The 15,566-nt window shown below is 77.8% G+C and carries 21 protein-coding genes and 1 riboswitch; of the genes, 12 read left to right on the top strand and 9 right to left on the bottom strand.

All coding sequences use genetic code 11. From position 1 onward, the window contains the following. Both ATM99_RS17870 and ATM99_RS17865 read left to right on the top strand, forming a co-directional pair. Nucleotides 1–318, top strand: a 318-nt coding sequence (locus ATM99_RS17870; RefSeq protein WP_190278875.1) for a cellulose binding domain-containing protein, incomplete at its 5' end; no start/stop codon positions are given. 189 nt (nucleotides 319–507) lie between these two features. Further along, complete coding sequence (locus tag ATM99_RS17865) at nucleotides 508–1,113, top strand: bifunctional 2-polyprenyl-6-hydroxyphenol methylase/3-demethylubiquinol 3-O-methyltransferase UbiG (protein ID WP_062104142.1); 606 nt, start codon at nucleotides 508–510, stop codon at nucleotides 1,111–1,113. Between the two features lie 113 nt (nucleotides 1,114–1,226). On the opposite strand, the gene ATM99_RS17860 is transcribed toward ATM99_RS17865, so the two are convergent. Together ATM99_RS17860 and ATM99_RS18740 are read right to left on the bottom strand one after the other, a co-directional pair. Next, nucleotides 1,227–1,586, bottom strand: coding sequence for a CrcB family protein (locus ATM99_RS17860; RefSeq protein WP_062104141.1), 360 nt, complete (start codon nucleotides 1,584–1,586; stop codon nucleotides 1,227–1,229). Continuing rightward, on the bottom strand, nucleotides 1,583–2,176 hold the full coding sequence (locus ATM99_RS18740; protein WP_082660026.1) for a CrcB family protein: 594 nt from the start codon (nucleotides 2,174–2,176) through the stop codon (nucleotides 1,583–1,585). Before ATM99_RS18740 ends, ATM99_RS17860 begins: the two co-directional genes overlap by 4 nt. 36 nt (nucleotides 2,177–2,212) lie before the next feature. Further along, nucleotides 2,213–2,285: riboswitch (Fluoride riboswitch) on the bottom strand. 71 nt (nucleotides 2,286–2,356) lie between these two features. On the opposite strand from ATM99_RS18740, the gene ATM99_RS17850 reads away from it, so the two are divergent. Continuing rightward, the gene (locus tag ATM99_RS17850; RefSeq protein WP_062104140.1) at nucleotides 2,357–3,169 is read left to right on the top strand and encodes an SDR family oxidoreductase; all 813 of its coding nucleotides are present in this window, start codon (nucleotides 2,357–2,359) and stop codon (nucleotides 3,167–3,169) included. A gap of 171 nt (nucleotides 3,170–3,340) precedes the next feature. Next, nucleotides 3,341–5,257 (top strand): bifunctional diguanylate cyclase/phosphodiesterase, encoded by a 1,917-nt coding sequence (locus tag ATM99_RS17845; protein ID WP_062104139.1) that lies wholly within the window; start codon nucleotides 3,341–3,343, stop codon nucleotides 5,255–5,257. On the opposite strand, the gene ATM99_RS17840 is transcribed toward ATM99_RS17845, so the two are convergent. Then, entirely contained in the window at nucleotides 5,217–5,846 is a 630-nt protein-coding gene (locus tag ATM99_RS17840; protein WP_062104138.1) for a maleylpyruvate isomerase N-terminal domain-containing protein, read from the bottom strand. The two genes, ATM99_RS17845 and ATM99_RS17840, sit on opposite strands and share 41 nt — an antisense overlap. Before the next feature lie 94 nt (nucleotides 5,847–5,940). Between ATM99_RS17840 and ATM99_RS17835 the strand changes: the two genes are divergently transcribed. The 4 genes from ATM99_RS17835 (at nucleotide 5,941) to ATM99_RS17820 (ending at nucleotide 8,933) form a co-directional block, all read left to right on the top strand. Beyond that, a complete protein-coding gene (locus tag ATM99_RS17835) occupies nucleotides 5,941–7,233 on the top strand; it encodes an MFS transporter (protein ID WP_369798108.1) in 1,293 nt (430 codons plus the stop codon). A 32-nt stretch (nucleotides 7,234–7,265) separates the two neighbouring features. Next, nucleotides 7,266–7,853 (top strand): DinB family protein, encoded by a 588-nt coding sequence (locus ATM99_RS17830; RefSeq protein ID WP_062104137.1) that lies wholly within the window; start codon nucleotides 7,266–7,268, stop codon nucleotides 7,851–7,853. Nucleotides 7,854–7,885: 32 nt separating this feature from the next. Continuing rightward, on the top strand, nucleotides 7,886–8,485 hold the full coding sequence (locus ATM99_RS17825) for a YdeI family protein (protein ID WP_062104144.1): 600 nt from the start codon (nucleotides 7,886–7,888) through the stop codon (nucleotides 8,483–8,485). 67 nt (nucleotides 8,486–8,552) lie between these two features. Beyond that, nucleotides 8,553–8,933, top strand: coding sequence for a hypothetical protein (locus tag ATM99_RS17820; RefSeq protein ID WP_062104136.1), 381 nt, complete (start codon nucleotides 8,553–8,555; stop codon nucleotides 8,931–8,933). Nucleotides 8,934–8,948: 15 nt separating this feature from the next. On the opposite strand, the gene ATM99_RS17815 is transcribed toward ATM99_RS17820, so the two are convergent. Beyond that, on the bottom strand, nucleotides 8,949–9,449 hold the full coding sequence (locus ATM99_RS17815) for an NUDIX domain-containing protein (RefSeq protein ID WP_062104135.1): 501 nt from the start codon (nucleotides 9,447–9,449) through the stop codon (nucleotides 8,949–8,951). Nucleotides 9,450–9,515: 66 nt separating this feature from the next. Here ATM99_RS17815 and ATM99_RS17810 point away from each other — a divergent pair, with 66 nt between their 5' ends. Further along, a complete protein-coding gene (locus ATM99_RS17810) occupies nucleotides 9,516–10,883 on the top strand; it encodes an MFS transporter (protein WP_150118359.1) in 1,368 nt (455 codons plus the stop codon). Between the two features lie 3 nt (nucleotides 10,884–10,886). Here the strand turns inward: ATM99_RS17810 and ATM99_RS17805 are convergent, their stop codons facing one another. Continuing rightward, complete coding sequence (locus ATM99_RS17805; protein WP_046529855.1) at nucleotides 10,887–11,447, bottom strand: type 1 glutamine amidotransferase domain-containing protein; 561 nt, start codon at nucleotides 11,445–11,447, stop codon at nucleotides 10,887–10,889. Between the two features lie 177 nt (nucleotides 11,448–11,624). On the opposite strand from ATM99_RS17805, the gene ATM99_RS17800 reads away from it, so the two are divergent. The 3 genes from ATM99_RS17800 (at nucleotide 11,625) to ATM99_RS17790 (ending at nucleotide 13,742) form a co-directional block, all read left to right on the top strand. Further along, entirely contained in the window at nucleotides 11,625–12,023 is a 399-nt protein-coding gene (locus ATM99_RS17800; RefSeq protein ID WP_062104134.1) for a YciI family protein, read from the top strand. After that, the gene (locus ATM99_RS17795; RefSeq protein WP_062104133.1) at nucleotides 12,020–12,361 is read left to right on the top strand and encodes a YciI family protein; all 342 of its coding nucleotides are present in this window, start codon (nucleotides 12,020–12,022) and stop codon (nucleotides 12,359–12,361) included. The genes ATM99_RS17800 and ATM99_RS17795 overlap by 4 nt, the downstream gene beginning before the upstream one ends. 109 nt (nucleotides 12,362–12,470) lie before the next feature. Next, the gene (locus tag ATM99_RS17790; protein WP_062104132.1) at nucleotides 12,471–13,742 is read left to right on the top strand and encodes an RNA polymerase sigma factor; all 1,272 of its coding nucleotides are present in this window, start codon (nucleotides 12,471–12,473) and stop codon (nucleotides 13,740–13,742) included. 25 nt (nucleotides 13,743–13,767) lie between these two features. Here ATM99_RS17790 and ATM99_RS17785 read toward each other — a convergent pair whose 3' ends face one another. From ATM99_RS17785 to ATM99_RS17770, 4 genes are all read right to left on the bottom strand, one after another. Further along, nucleotides 13,768–14,346 carry a hypothetical protein gene (locus ATM99_RS17785; RefSeq protein ID WP_062104131.1) on the bottom strand — a complete coding sequence of 193 codons (579 nt, stop codon included), beginning with the start codon at nucleotides 14,344–14,346 and terminating at the stop codon, nucleotides 13,768–13,770. Then, entirely contained in the window at nucleotides 14,343–15,011 is a 669-nt protein-coding gene (locus tag ATM99_RS17780) for a DUF6286 domain-containing protein (protein ID WP_150118358.1), read from the bottom strand. Before ATM99_RS17780 ends, ATM99_RS17785 begins: the two co-directional genes overlap by 4 nt. Then, nucleotides 15,008–15,394 (bottom strand): Asp23/Gls24 family envelope stress response protein, encoded by a 387-nt coding sequence (locus ATM99_RS17775; RefSeq protein ID WP_046529849.1) that lies wholly within the window; start codon nucleotides 15,392–15,394, stop codon nucleotides 15,008–15,010. Before ATM99_RS17775 ends, ATM99_RS17780 begins: the two co-directional genes overlap by 4 nt. Next, a partial coding sequence (locus ATM99_RS17770) for a hypothetical protein (protein ID WP_046529848.1) occupies nucleotides 15,387–15,566 on the bottom strand: 180 nt, incomplete at its 5' end. The genes ATM99_RS17770 and ATM99_RS17775, both read right to left, overlap by 8 nt.

Raw genomic sequence — 15,566 nt, 5'->3', positions numbered from 1 at the left:
CCGACCCCGACCGTGCAGCCGACCACCCCGGCCGGCGCGTGCACCGCGACGCTGCGCACCACGGGCACGTGGCCCGGCGGGTTCCAGGCCGAGGTCACCGTCACGGCGGGCTCGGCCGGGCTCAGCGGCTGGACGGTCGGCTGGTCGAGCTCGTCGTTCACGGTCAGCCAGCTGTGGAGCGGCGAGGTGTCGAGCAGCGGCTCGGGCGTCACGGTCCGCAACGCCGCGTGGAACGGCACGCTGCCCGCCGGCGGGTCGACGACCTTCGGGTTCATCGGCACCGGCACCCCGGCGACGCCGACGCTGAGCTGCGCGTGACGCACGCGCGTCGCCGCGGCGGGCCGGACACCCCGACGCACGACGTCTGACGCACGACCCGACGGGCGGGGCCGCACCGGCCTCGCCCGTCGGCGTGCCCGGGGCGTCGGACGACCGCGTGAGCTCCCGTCGACCAGGCGGGTTCGATATCGTTATCGAACCCGCCTGCCGCACACCCCCGGAGGCCTCGTGAGCGACGCCGCTCCGCCCCACCCGTGGAACCACAACGTCCACTACCACCGGCTCGTGCTGCGGGCGGTCCCGCCGCACGCCCGCACGGCCCTCGACGTCGGCACGGGCGACGGTCTGCTCGCGGCCGACCTGCGTCGGCGCGTGCCGCACGTCGTGGGCCTCGACCTGGACGCGGACGTCCTGTCCCGCGCCCGCGCGTCGGCCCCGCACGGCGCCTGGGTGCGCGGCGACGCGCTGCACGCGCCGTTCCCGCCCGCGTCGTTCGACGTCGTCACGTCGATCGCGACGCTGCACCACCTGCCGGACCCCGCCGACGCGCTGCGGGCGCTGGCCGGCCTCACCGCGCCGGGCGGGGCGCTCGTGGTCGTCGGGTGCGCGGCGTCGTCCGGACCGGCGGACGCCGCGTGGGACACGCTCGGCGTCGTGCAGCACCAGGTGCTGCGGCGCACCCGCACGTTCTGGGAGCACAGCGCGCCGACGGTGTGGCCGCCGCCGCACACGTTCGCGCAGGTCCGCGACGCCGCGCGCGACGCGCTGCCGGGCGTGCGCTGGCGCCGGCTGCCGCTGTGGCGGTACCTGCTGGTGTGGCACCGGCCCGTCTGAGGCCAGTACGACCTCACCGTCGTCGAGGTGTGAAGGGTTGCTGCCGGCAGCCGGCGACAACCCTTCACACCTCGCAGCCCGACTCCGACGTGGGCCCCAGGGCGTCGGCCACCTCAGGACGTCAGCGCGAGCCCCAGCACGGCCGCCGCGAGCCCCACGACGAGCATCCCCAGCGCGTGCAGCAGCGCCGCGACGCCCCGCCCGGCCAGCACCAGCCGCGCCGCCTCGACGCTCGCGGTGCTGAACGTCGAGTACCCACCCAGGAACCCGACCCCGAGCACCGCCTGCACGCCGTCGTGGCCCGCGTGGCGCAGCGTCCAGCCGGTCAGCAGGCCCAGCAGCAGGCACGCGGTGACGTTGACGACGACGGTCCCCAGCGGCACCGACCCCCGGGCGTGCCGAGCGACGGCCGTGTCGACGAGGAACCGCGCGGCCGCCCCCAGGCCGCCCGCGAGCGCGAGCACGACGATCACGACCGGCCACCCCGCGCGTCCGCGGGCGGCGCGTCCTCGGGCGGCGCGTCTTCGGGCGGCGCGTCCTCGGCCAGCGCGTCCGGGTCCTGCCCCGCCTCGGCGCGCGCGGCGCCACGCCCGCCGCCGAGCACGACGCCCAGCCCGGCGGCAGCCACCCCGATCACGACGCTCACCAGCGCGTACGCGACCCCCGTCGCCACCGCGCCGCCCGTGACCAGCCGCTCGACCTCGAGCACGAACGTGCTGTACGTCGTGTAGCCACCGATCACCCCGGTCCCGACACCCAGGCGCACGGCACGCCGCCGTCCGGTGTCGGGGCCGCGCCGAGAGAGCGTCGCGAGGAGCAGGCCCAGCAGCAGCGACCCCGTCAGGTTGATCGCGGTCGTCGTCCACGGCCACGCGCCCGGACCGGCGGGGAACGCGCCCTCGAGCAGCGCACGCACCGCGACCCCGAGCGTCCCGCCGGCCGCGACGAGCGCGGCCGACCCGACCGTGGTCGCCGCCGACGCCTGCGCGGTCGCAGCAGCCGGGTGCGCCGCGACGGCCCCGGTCCGTCCCGCGGCGGCGGTCGCACCCGCGTCGTCGGCCATGTCACCTCCCGCGGGGCAGCACCCTGCACCCGAGCCACCGGAGCAGGAACCATCAGCCGTGCGGCGGTTCGGGCGTCACGCCCCGGCGGGATCCATCGCCGCGACCAGCGTACGCCGCGGGCGGGTCCGGGCCGCCAAAGCGCTCGCCCGACCGACCGGGACCCCCTACGGTCGCCCGTCATGAGCGAGGAGACGCACAGGGCCGCACTGTCCGGGCGCACCGCCGTCGTCACGGGCGTCGGCCGACGGCGCGGCATCGGGTTCGCGATCGCGTCACGGCTCGCGCGCGCCGGCGCGGACGTCGTGGTGCAGCACTGGGCGCCGCACGACGCCGAGCAGCCGTGGGGCGCCGACGACGTCGACGCGCTGCTGGCCGAGCTCGAGACGCAGCTCGCGCCCGGCGCGCGGCTCGCCGCCACGAGCCTGGACCTCGCGGCGCCCACGGCCGGCGAGGAGCTCGTCGCGCGGGCCGCCGACGCGATGGGGCACCTCGACGTGCTGGTGTGCAACCACGCCCGCAGCGGCGGCGACGGGCGGCTCGCGGACCAGACCGCCGAGACGCTCGACGCGCACTGGGCCGTCAACGCCCGGTCCACGCTGCTCGCGACCCAGGCCTTCGCGGCGCAGCACGACGGCCGACCCGGCGGGCGCGTCGTGTGGATGACGTCGGGCCAGATCGCGGGGCCCATGCCCGGCGAGATCGCGTACGCCGCGTCGAAGGCCGTGCTGGCGGGCCTCACCGCGTCGGTGGCCGACGACCTGATCGACCGCGGCATCACGCTCAACACCGTCAACCCGGGCCCGGTGAACACCGGCTACCTCGACGCCGACGCCGCGCCCGCCGAGGTCGTCGACGCGGTGCTCGCGCACTTCCCCGGCGGCCGGTTCGGCGAGCCCGACGACCCGGCGCGGCTCGTCGAGTGGCTCGTGTCCGACGCCGGCAGGTGGGTGGTGGGCCAGGTGCTGTCGACCGAGGGCGGCTTCCGCCGCTGACGGGCGTGCCGTGCGACCGCGCCGGTGCGGCGTCGGTCGCGCCCTCGTGCCCGACCGACGCGCGACGCGCCGACGGGCGGGGCTCGCGGCGCCGGGTGATCCTGGACGTCCGACCCGACCGCGCGCGGCGCGTCCCTGGACGCGCGGGGGGCGCGGCACGAAGGTGGCTTGGTGGGGCACACGACGACGCGGAGCGGCACGCCCGACGTCCTCGTGCGCACGACCGCCGCGCTCTTCGTCGTCGGCGGCGCGTCGGCCGCGCTGCTGTCGGCCGAGGTGCTGCGCACCGACGGCGCCCGCGGCGCGGCGCTCCTCGTCGCCGCGCTGGCCGCCGCCGCGTGCGGGCCCCTGGTGCTCGCGGTCGGGCCGCGCACGACGACCCGCGGGTTCGGGGCCGCCGTGCTCGTCGCCGGCACGGTCCTGGGCGTCGGCACCGCCGTCGCGCCGACCCTGGCGCTGGCGCTCGCCGCGGCGTGCCTCACCGTGCTCGTCGCGATCGAGTCGACGATGTTCCTGCGGCGGCGCGACGCGTGGGCGATGGTCGGGCTCGCGAGCACCTGGCAGCTGGTGGCGCTCGTCGGCGTCCACCACGTGCCGGTCCTGGTGTGCGCGGCGCTCGCCGTCCTGTGGTGCGGCGTCGCCGCGGCCGTCGACATGCTGGCACGGCAGGCGTCCACGGCCCGCGTCGACGCCCTGACCGGCCTCGCCGACCGCCGCGGCTGGGACGCCGCCCTCGAGCGCGCGATCGAGCGCAGCGGACGGCGCGGCACTCCGCTGTCGCTCGTCCTGGTCGACATCGACCACTTCAAGCACGTCAACGACGCGCGCGGCCACGCCGCCGGGGACGACCTGCTGCGCGCCACCGCCGACGCGTGGCGCGGCGCCCTGCCGCCGGGGGCCGTGCTGGGCCGGCGCGGCGGCGACGAGTTCGCCGTGCTGCTGCCCGGGACCACGGGCGGCGCGGCCGCCGTGGTCGCGGAGCGGCTGTCGGGGGTGGCGCCGACGCCCGCGTCGTGCGGCGTCGCCGAGCACGTGGTGGGTGAGACCGCGGCCGAGGTGCTGCGTCGCACCGACGCGGCGCTGTACGCCGCGAAGGCCGCCGGACGCGGTCGCACCGTGCTGTCCGAGCGGCACCGCCACCACCTCGTCGACGACCTTGCCGACGCGATCCGGCACGGCGGGCTGCGGGTCGAGCTGCAGCCGGTGGTCGGGCTGACCTCGTTCCAGGTGGGCGGCGTCGAGGCGCTCGCCCGCTGGGACCACCCGCGCCTGGGCCCGGTGCCGCCCACGGAGTTCGTGGCGCTCGCCGAGGACGCCGGGCTCATCGACGAGCTGGGGGCGGCGGTCGTGCGCCTGGCGTGCGCCGACGCCCACGAGCTGCAGGAGCGGTGGGGGCGGGCCGTCGCGCTGTCGGTGAACGTGTCGGGCCGCGAGCTGACCGCCCAGGGCTACGCGGACCGGCTGCTCGCGACCCTGCACGCGGCCCGGTGGCCGGCGGGGCAGTTCGTGCTCGAGGTGACCGAGAGCGTCGTCGAGGCCTCGGGGCCGACGTCGCTGCGGGCCATCGAGACGCTCCGGGCGGGAGGCGTGCGCGTCGCGATCGACGACTTCGGCACGGGGTGGTCCTCGTTCAGCCGGCTCGACGAGCTGCCCGCCGACTTCCTCAAGCTCGACCGGTCGTTCCTGCCCTCGCTGACGACGTCGAGCCGACGCGCCGCGATGGTGCGCGCGCTGCTCGCGCTGTGCGACGAGCTGGGTGTGCTGGTCGTCGCCGAGGGGGTCGAGACGCCCGAGCAGGCCCGGCTGCTGGAGGAGCTGGGCTGCCCCGCCGCGCAGGGGTACCACTACGGCCGCCCCGCCCCCGTCGACGTGCTCGCCGCGGCGCCGTGGGACCTGCGTCCGGACGCGGTCCGGCACGCCCCGGAGACCGGGCCCGCGGTCGGCGGGCCGCCGTCGGACCCGGGGGTGACGAACCCGGGGGCGACGGGGTCGGGTCCGTCCGGCGCGGCGCCCGCGACCTCGGCCCCGGGTGGGGTCCGCCGCCGCCTCAGAACGCGTGGATCGGCTGGGCGCGCTCACGACGCGTGAGGGCCGCGACGACGCGCGCCTGGCCGTGGCGCGCGACCGCGAGCCGCACGAGCAGGTCCCGCACGGGGTCGAACACCTCGGCGGGGAACGCGGGGGTGTCGACGCCGACGCTCACGGCGAGGTCGTCGGCGTGCACCACGACCTCGAGCATGCGGCTCAGCAGGAAGTCCTCGCGGCGCAGCGCCCACCCGGCCCACGGCACGGGCACGACGTCCTGCGCGGTGCCGGACGCCAGGGCGTCCCGGACGCGGTCGCGGTGCGCGACGACGCGGTCGTGCAGCGCCGCGGGGCCCTCGAGCGCGAGCGTCTCGTCGCCCCCGCGGTCGTTCACCGGGTCCTCGGGCGCGGCCGTGGGCCACGCCGAGCGCGCGTAGTGCTCGTCGGCGTCGGCGAGCACGGGCAGGTCGCCGGGCTCGCGCGGCAGGAGCTCGGCCGCGCGCACCACCTGGTTGCCCAGGTGCACGGCGAGCCCGCCGACGGTCAGGCGCGGCAGCGCCGACGGCTGCGACCACCGCACCGTGACCTCGGGCAGGTCGACCAGGTCGAGCACGGCGTCGGCGGCGAGGAGGAACGCGTCGTCACGGGTCATGCGGGCAGTGTGGCACCGACCACCCCCGCCGGGGGGCGGCTCGGGCCGTGGGACCGCCGTGGGCCGGCGCCCCCGGCCCGGCTACCGTGCACGCGTGCTGCGACGTGCGCTCGAGGCGGTCCTCCCGGCGCGGCTCGGCGCACCCTTCCGGTGGCTGGTCGCGTCCTCGTGGACGTCGAACCTCGGTGACGGGCTCGTGCTGGCGGCGGGGCCGCTGCTGGTCGCGACCCGCACGCAGGACCCGTTCGTCGTGGCGCTCGCCGCGACGGCCGCGTGGCTCCCGCGCCTGCTGCTGGCGCTGTGGGCGGGCGTCGTCACCGACCGCGTGGACCGCCGGCGGCTCGTCATGGCGTGCAACGCGGTCCGGGTCGCCGTGCTCGCGCTGCTCGCCGCCGCCGTGGCGGGCGACGTCGCCCCCGTGTGGGTCGTGCTCGTCGCTCTCGTCGCGCTGGGAGCGGCGGAGACGTTCGCGGACAACGTGGCCGGCACGCTCGCGCCGATGGTCGTGCGGCGCGACGACCTCGCGACCGCGAACGCGCGCACGCAGGCCGGGTTCATCGGCCTCAACCAGCTCGCCGGCCCGCCGCTCGGCGCCGCCCTGTTCACCGCGGGGCAGTGGTCGCCGTTCGCCGCGACGGCCGTGCTCATGGCGGCCGCCGTCGCGCTCGTCGCGCGCGTCGAGCTGCCGCCGCACGGGCGCGCCCGCGGCACGACGACCGTGCGGGCCGACGTCGTCGAGGGCGTCCGCTGGACCTGGCACCACCCCGCGGTGCGCACGCTCGTGCTGACGATCCTCGTGTTCAACGTGACGTTCGGGGCCGCGTGGTCGGTGCTCGTGCTGTACGCGCAGCAGCGCCTGGGCCTCGGCGACGTCGGGTTCGGGCTGGTCACCACCGTGCAGGCGCTCGGCGGGCTGCTGGGCGTCACGGCCTACGGGTGGCTGACCGCACGCGTGTCGCTCGCGGGGCTCATGCGGGTCGGGCTGGTCGTGGAGACGCTCACGCACCTGGTGCTGGCGGCGACGACGAGCGCGTGGGTCGCGATGCCGGTGTTCTTCGTGTTCGGCGCGCACGCGTTCGTGTGGGGCACGACGTCGATGACGATCCGGCAGCGCGCCGTGCCGAGCGCCCTGCAGGGGCGCGTCAACGGCGTCAACGTCATCGGCACGTTCGGCGGCCTCGTGCTGGGCGGGCTGGTGGGCGGCTGGGCGGCGCAGCGGTGGGGCGTGACCGCGCCGTTCTGGGGCGCGTTCGTCGGGTCGGCCGTGTTCGTCGTGCTGATCTGGCGGCAGCTGCGGCACGTCGCGCACACCGACGCGCAGCCCGCGCCCGACGACGACGCGACGGGCCGCCCCGGGGCGGGCGGCGCGCCGGCCGGCGCCGCATGAGCCGTGTCGGACCCGGCTGGCACGCTGTCCGCATGACCGACGCGACGGCACCCGGCACGCCCACCGACGGGCGGCACGCACCCGCGCGCCTCACGTCCGAGCGGGGCGACCCGCCGCACCGCGCCGACGAGGCCACGACGCTGCTCACGTTCCTCGACTTCCACCGCCGCACGCTGCTGCTCAAGACCGAGGGCCTCGACGCCGCGCAGCTGCGGCAGGCCCTCCCGCCGTCGACCCTGACGCTCGGCGGCCTGATGAAGCACCTGGCGATGGTCGAGGACAACTGGTTCGGCGTCGTGTGGCACGACCGTCCGCACGTCGAGCCGTGGGCGTCGGCGGACTGGGACGCGGACCGCGACTGGGAGCTCACGAGCGCGGCCGACGACTCCCCGGAGCAGCTGCGCGCGCTGTGGGACGAGGCGGTCGCACGGTCGCAGCGCACGGTCGACGAGGCCCTCGCCGCGGGCGGGCTCGACCAGGTGTCGGCGCGGCGGCACTCCGCGACGGGCGAGCCCGTGTCGCTGCGGTGGGTGCTCGTGCACATGGTCGAGGAGTACGCGCGGCACAACGGGCACGCGGACCTGCTGCGCGAGGCCGTGGACGGGAGCACCGGTGAGTGACGCGCGCGGGCGTCGGCGGGACGGCTGACGTGGTGGCCGACGACCTGCCGGAGCTGCTGCTCCCCGACGCCGCGGCGTGGCGCGCCTGGCTGGCCGAGCACCACGCGCAGCCGACGGGCGTGTGGCTCGTGCTGCACCGCAAGGGCGGCGACGTGACGGCCCTGACGTACACCGACGCGGTCGACGAGGCGCTGTGCTTCGGGTGGATCGACGGCCAGGCGCGGCGCCGTGACGAGGCCAGCACCTTCCAGCGCATGACGCCGCGCCGGCCGCGCAGCGCGTGGTCCGCGGTCAACGTCGAGCGGGTCGCGCGCCTCGAGCGCGAGGGCCGCATGCACGACGCCGGCCGCGCGCAGGTCGCCGCGGCGCAGGCCGACGGCCGGTGGGAGGCCGCCTACCGGGGCCCCGCGACCATCGAGGTCCCCGACGACCTCGCCGCCGCGCTCGACGCGGTCCCGGCCGCGCGCGCGTGGTTCGGCGCGCTGACCTCGGGCAACCGGTTCGCGGTGCTGCTGCGGATCGGCCAGGCCAAGCGGCCCGAGACCCGCGCGCGCCGCATCGCCGCGTTCGTCGAGGACCTCGCGCACGGCCGCACGCCGTACCCGCAGAAGCGCCGACCGGACGGTCTGTGACGCGCGACCCGGACGGACGTCCGGAACCCGCACCGGACGTCCGTTCCGTCCCGTATCCTCCCGGATCATGGCTGTCCGGCTGCACTACCGCGCGACCCGTCCCGCACCCCTGACCCCCGACGAGGTGGCCGTCGCCCGCGGGCTGGTGGCCGCGCACAACGCGGACTTCCCGTTCGACGCCGACGCGCTCGACCTCACCGACCCCGGTGACGCGTCGCTGCAGGGCAGCACGACCCTCCCGCAGCAGGACCCGTTCGCGACGTTCCTCGGGCTCGCGCACTGGTGCCGCGCGCTCACGGACGTGCGGCGCGCGCTGCCGGGCACGTCGTGGCAGGTGAGCGTCGACGACGACCCCGTGCCGTGGGACGACGAGGCGGGGTTCGGCTGGCCCGAGCAGCGCGACCCGACCCTGCTCGCGAGCATGCAGCAGATGCGCAGCAGGGTCTGACCGTCCCGCCGGCGGCTACGCGACGACCCGCAGCAGCGCGTCGAGCGCGGGCTGCTGCCCCTTGACGAGCAGGCGGCGTGCGTCGTCGAGCGGCGCCCACACGGCACGGTCCACCTCGGGCACGTCGAGGTGCCGGCCCGAGCGCGGCGGCCACTCGACGCGGGCGGTGCTGATGCCGGGGCGCGTCGTCAGGTCAGGGCTCGCGGGGTCGTCGGGCGAGCCGACGAGCGATGCGGGCACCTCGACCGCCAGCACGTGCACGACCTTGCCCGAGGAGTAGCGGAACGCCCCCAGGTCGACCGCCGGCAGGTCGGGCGCGGGGACGCCGAGCTCCTCGGCGAACTCGCGGCGCGCCGCCGCCTCGACGTCCTCGCCCGGCTCGACCAGCCCCTTCGGCAGCGACCACGCGTGGTCGTCCTTGCGGGCCCAGAACGGGCCGCCCATGTGCGCGACGAGCACGTGCACGTCCGCACCCCGCCCGTGGAGCAGCAGCAGACCCGCGCTCGTCACCGGCACCCGGTCACCGTCCCTCGCGTCGAGCCCCGGACCCGTCGCCGGGGCGCCGTTGCTAGCGTGCGGCACGTGACCGCGCCCGCGCGACTCCCCCGCGCCTTCTGGTGGCTGTGGACGTCGTCGGCGGCGTCGAACCTCGCCGACGGCGTGCTCAAGACCGCGCTGCCGCTGGTCGCGCTCGGGTTCACGACGTCACCCGCGGCGGTCGCGGGGCTGTCGCTCGCGCTGTCGCTGCCGTGGCTCGTCGTCGCGCTGCCCGCCGGTGCGCTCGTGGACCGGTGGGACCGGCGGGCGACGCTCGTCGTGGCGGACGTCGCGCGCGCGGGCGTCGTCGCGCTGCTCACGGTCGTGACGCTCACGGGCGGCGGGTCGATGGCCGCGCTGTACGCCGCGGCGGTGCTCGTCGGCGTGGCCGAGGTGTTCCGGGACACGACGGCGCAGTCGGTGCTGCCGCAGGTCGTCGGGCGCGACGCGCTGCCCGCCGCGAACGGGCGCCTGCACGCCGCCGAGCTGACCACCAACGCGTTCGCCGGGCCACCCCTGGGCGGGGTGCTCGTGGGCGTCGGCGCGGCGGTCGCGCTCGGGGCCCCCGCGGGGCTGTGGGCGCTGGCCGTGCTCGCGCTGCTGCAGGTCCGCGGCTCGTTCCGCGCGCCCCGCGCCGTCGACGCACCGCGCACCACGCTGCGGCGCGACATCGGCGAGGGTCTGCGGTTCCTGTGGCGGCGCCCCGTGCTGCGCACGCTCGCGGTCATGGTCGGGGTGACCAACCTCGCGATGTCGGCCGTGTCGGCCGTGTTCGTGCTGTGGGCCGTGGGGGCGGGGTCCGCGATGGGGCTCACCGAGGCGCAGTACGGCGTGCTGCTGATGTGGCTCGCGGTCGGCGCGGTGGGCGGCTCGCTCGTCGCCGGGCCCGTCACCGCGCGCCTCGGACGCACCGCGACGCTCGGCGTCAGCGTCGTCGGGTCCGCGCTGTGCCTGGCCGCACCGGCCGTGACGACCGACCCGCTGCTCGTCGGCGCCGCCAACACCGTCGCCGGGTTCGGCATCGCGCTGTGGAACGTCGTGACGGTGTCGCTGCGCCAGCGCCTCACGCCCGACCACCTGCTGGGCCGCGTCAACAGCGCCTACCGGCTGCTCGCGTGGGGCACCATGCCGGTCGGCGCCGCGCTCGGCGGGCTGATCGGCGAGACGTGGGGCCTGCGCTGGGTGTTCGTCGTCGGCGGGGTCGTGGCCGCGGGGCTCGTCGTGCTGCTGCCGCGGGTCGGCGAGGGCGCGCTGGTCGCCGCCGAACGCGCCGCGCAGGACGACGGCGTGCGAGGCCCGGACGACGAGCGGCACGACGACGGCCCGACCGACGACGGTCCGACCGACGACGGGCGGCACGACGACGGCCCGCCGGCCGACGAGGCCGACGGGCCGGACGACGTCAGGCCGTGAGCGTCAGGCCGTGAGCGCCGCGTCGACCTCGCGCAGGAACGCGTCGAGGTCGTCGGGCGTGCGCGACGTGACGAGCCGGAAGCCCTGCGCGTCGTCGGCCACGACCTCCTCGTCGACCCACGTGCCGCCCGCGTTGCGCACGTCCGTGGTGAGCGACGGGTACGACGTGAGCCGCTTGCCCTGCACGAGACCCGCCTCGACCAGCAGCCACGGGCCGTGGCAGATCGCCGCGACCGGCCGCCCCGCCTGCGCGAACGCGCCGACCAGCCGCACCGCGTCGTCCTGCAGGCGCAGGCTGTCGGCGTTGAGCGTGCCGCCGGGCACGAGCAGCAGGTCGTACCCGGACGCGTCGACCTGGCCGAGCGTCGTGGTCGGCTGGACGGTGCGACCGGGGTCCTTGTCGCCGACGAGCGTCTCGACGGGCGCGTCGTCGACCGCCGCGACGTCGACCGTCGCGCCCGCGCCCCGCAGGTGCTCGACGGGCACGACGAGCTCGTCCTGCTCGACCCCGTAGTTGGTGACGACGGCCAGCACGCGGCGGCCGGTGAGGTCCGCGTCGGACATGGTGTGCCTCCCTCGGTTCGGGTGACCCGGGGGTCGCCCGGGCCGCCGCCACGGTAGGCAGGGGGCGCGCACCCCCGCACGCCGGGAGCGCGAAGGTCGGGGCTGTCGAAATCGGGGACCCTCGCGCGTCATGGGGGCGAGCGGGCACAGTGGGTGCCCCGGACCACGGAGGACGAGATGACGACCCCCACGACCTACACGCTCCTGCTCTGGGGCGACCCCGACGCGTGCGACGACCTCGCGGCCGCGTACGCCGCGCACGAGCGGTTCGCGCAGGAGTGCGCGGCGCGGGGCCACGAGATCCTCGGCGGCGAGGAGCTCACGAGCCCCACGACCGCGCGCGTGCTGCGCGTCGGCGCGGGCGGGTCCGAGGTCACCGACGGACCGTTCGCCGAGCTCACCGAGCAGCTCGGCGGGTTCTACCTGGTCCGCACGTCCGACCCCGAGGGCCTGCTGCGGCTCGCGGCCCCGCTCGTCGCGGACGAGGTCGGCGGCGGGACGCTCGAGCTGCGGGCCGTCGTCGCGCACGGCGCGGGCGACGAGGCGACCGCCGCGCAGGCCGGCGCCGTCGTATGAGGTTCGTCGTCCTGCTGTACCAGGACGAGGACGTGTGGCGGCACGCCGACGACGCCGAGCGCGCGCGGTACCACGCGCAGCACGCGGCGTTCGACGGCGCGCTGCGCGCCGCGGACGTGACCGTCGTGGCCGGCGAGGCGCTCGTGGGCGTGACGGCGGCGCGCACGCACCGCCGCGTCGGCGACGACGTCACCGTCACCGACGGGCCGTTCGCCGAGACGGCCGAGCAGCTCGGCGGGTTCTACCTGGTCGACGCGCCCGACGCGGACACCGTGCTGGCGACGCTGCGGCACCTGCCGGAGTACACGGTCGAGGTGCGCGAGGTCGCCGAGGCATGACCGCCCGTCACCCGGTCGGTGCGCCGGCCCGTGCCCCGCGCGGGCACGCGGCCGGCGCACCCGCCACCCGCGGGCGCACCCGCGACGGGCGCTGCCCGGTGAACCCGCGGTGACCGCGCACGACGACGCGGCCGACCCGGTCGCGGCGGCCGTCACCGACGCGTGGCGCGCGCACTGGTCGCACGTCGTCGCGCTGCTCGTCGCGCAGTACGCGAGCCCCGACCTCGCCGAGGACGCGGCCGGCGACGCGTTCGAGGCCGCGGCGCGCACGTGGCCGCGCGACGGCGTGCCGGCCAACCCCGGCGCGTGGCTGCTGACCGCGGCCCGCCGCCGCGTGGTCGACCGGCTGCGCGCCCGCGCTCTGCACCGCCGCAAGGAGCCGCTGCTCGTGGTCGACGACGAGATGCGCGCGCTCGCGGCGGCCGCGCACGACCCCGGCGCGCACGTCGCGGACGAGCAGCTGCGGCTCGTGCTGACGTGCTGCCACCCGGCGCTCGCACCGGCCGACCGGGTCGCGATGACGCTGCGGTTCGTCGTCGGGCTGGGGACCGCGGACATCGCGCGGCTGCAGCTCGTGCAGCACACCGCGATGTCGGCACGGCTCACGCGCGCCAAGCGGCGCCTCGCGGAGACCGGTGTGCCGTTCGTCGTGCCGCCGCGCGACCGGCTCGACGAGCGCCTCGACGCCGTGACGACCGTCCTGTACCTGCTGTTCACGGCCGGGTACCAGCCCGCCGACGTGCCCGGGGGGCTGCGCGTCGACCTCGCCGACGAGGCCGTGCGGCTCGTGCGCGAGCTCGACGGGCTGCTGGGCGGGTCGCCGCGCGTGCGCGCGCTGCTCGCGCTGGTGCTGCTGCAGCACTCGCGCCGCGACGCGCGCGTCGACGACGCGGGCCGCCTGGTGCTGCTGCCCGACCAGGACCGCGCGCGCTGGCACGCGGCCGAGATCGCGGAGGGCGTCGCGCTGCTGCGCGCGCTGCCGCCGCTCGACGGCCTGGCCGAGGACCACCGGCTGCAGGCGCTCGTGGCCGCCGAGCACGCGACCGCGCGGACCGCGGCGGACACCCGGTGGGACGTCGTCGCCGGCCTCTACGCGCTGCTCGAGGCACGCACCGGGTCACCCGTGGTGCGCCTGGCGCGCGCGGTCGCGGTCGCCGAGGCCGCCGGGCCGGACGCGGGCCTCGCCGTGCTCGAGGGCCTGGACGCCGCGCTCCCCCGCCACCACCGGCTCCCGGCGGTGCGCGGCGAGCTCCTGCTGCGCGCAGGCCGTCACCCCGAGGCCGTCGCCGAGCTCGAGCGCGCGCTCGGCCTCGTCCCCGACGCCGCCGAGCGCGACCACCTGCAGCGCCGCCTGGCCGAGGCCCGCCTCGCGGGTCCGTGACCGGCGGCGCACCGTCTCGGACGGCTCAGCGGACGCGGGGGCCGCGCGTGCGGCGCTGCACCGCGAGCCGCGTGCGGGCCGCGAGGTCGTCGAGGCCCGTGACGTCGCGCGTACGTGCCACGAGGCCGGCGACGTCCTGGGACAGCGCGTCGAGGTCGGCGTCGGGGTCGACCCGCAGCGTGCTCACCAGCACGTGCCGCCCGCCCTCGTGGTCGACGACCGCGCGGGCGCCGAGCACGCCGGGCACGCGGCGCGCCTGCTCGGCGACCTGCGCGGCGAGCGGCGCGACGTCGAGCACGAGCCGGCCGGACGCGTCGGACCCGGTGAGCGGCAGCTCCCGCACGCGCGGCGTGCCGAGGTGCGCGAGCAGCCACCACAGCGCGAGGGCGCCGAGCACGACGCCGCTCGCGGTGGCCGCTGCCCCGAACCAGGAGGCCTCGGTGACGTCGGCGGCGCGGGCCGGCTCGAGCGCGGCCGGCGCGCCGGGCCACAGGCGGGCCAGCGTGCCCGTCCACCACAGCACCGCGGCCACGCCGACCACGAGCAGCACGACGCCCAGCAGCAGGGCGACCGCGCGGTCCAGGCCGCGCACACGGCGGGTCATCGCGCACCTCCACGGGTCTCGGTGTCCTCGGTCCGGGCGCGGCGCGTGCGGACGACGACGCGCGGCGGGTCGGTCAGCGGGGTGAGCCGCTGCGTGACGGCGACGGCGACGCGCGCCTCGATCGTCGGGTCGCCGTCGGTCGTCGCGGTGACGGTCACGGCGCGCCGCCCCCACGTGCTGCTCACGTCGAGCACGCCGTCGACGCGGGCGGCGGCAGCCGACGCGAGCCGCGCGACGTCCTGGCCCCGCACGTGCTGCCCGGCGCCCGCCGTCAGCGGCAGGCCGGGGCGACGGCGCGGCGTGAGCGCGGCGACGACGAGCCGCAGCCCCGCGAGCGCGACGACGAGCCCGACGAGCGCGACGGGCCACGTGGGTCGGAGCGTGCCGAGCCCGGCACCGGCGTCCGCGACCCACGACGTGCCGGGCGCCGCGCCGAGGGCGACGAGGCCGTCGTGGACGAGCACGACGGCGACCGCGAGCACGACGACCGTGAGCAGCGGGCCGAGCCACGCGAGCGTCCCGGCGGGACGGGGCGGTGCGTACGGCACGGGCCGGTGGGGCGTGGCGTCGTCGGGCCGGTCGGCGGGCGTCGCGGTGCCGGACAGCGGGGGTGCCACCGGGGCGACGTGCGCACCGGTGCGGGGAACGGGGGTCTCGGTGGTCATCGCACACGCTCCCGGGGTGCGTCGGACGGGTCGGTGACGGCGACGACGCGGACGTCGACACGGTCGGTGGGGACGCCCGCGAACCGCTCGACCGCCGCGGCGACGGCCTCGCGCACGGAACGCGCGGTGGCGGCAGCGGGTGCGGGCCAGACGAGCGCGACGTCGACCTCGACCTGTGCGCGCGTGCCCACGACGTGCGCGGACGCGTGCGGCAGGTCGCGGCCCAGCAGCCCGCCGGCCGTGGTGCGCGCGACGCCGGGGACCCGCGCGGCGGCGACGGCGGCGACGCGCTGCACGGCGCGGTCGGCGACCGTGAGGGTGCCGCGCGTGCCGGGGTCGGGCGGTGCCTCGGCAGGCGTGGGCGCGAGGGCGACGTCAGCCACGGCGCCGGCCGTTCGTGAACGTCGTCAGGTCCACGCGGCCCTCGAGCGCGGCACCCACGACCCAGCCCAGGGCGCCGAGCACGAGCGCGAGCAGGAAGCCCGTGAACCCGCCGGCGACGGCGGCGAGCGCGAGCAGCAGACCGGTCAGCAGGCCGGCGAGGGACAGGGACAT

The sequence above is a fragment of the Cellulomonas sp. B6 genome, from assembly GCF_001462455.1.
In the GTDB taxonomy this organism is placed as follows: domain Bacteria; phylum Actinomycetota; class Actinomycetes; order Actinomycetales; family Cellulomonadaceae; genus Cellulomonas.
This window is presented reverse-complemented; position numbering and strand designations above follow the sequence as displayed.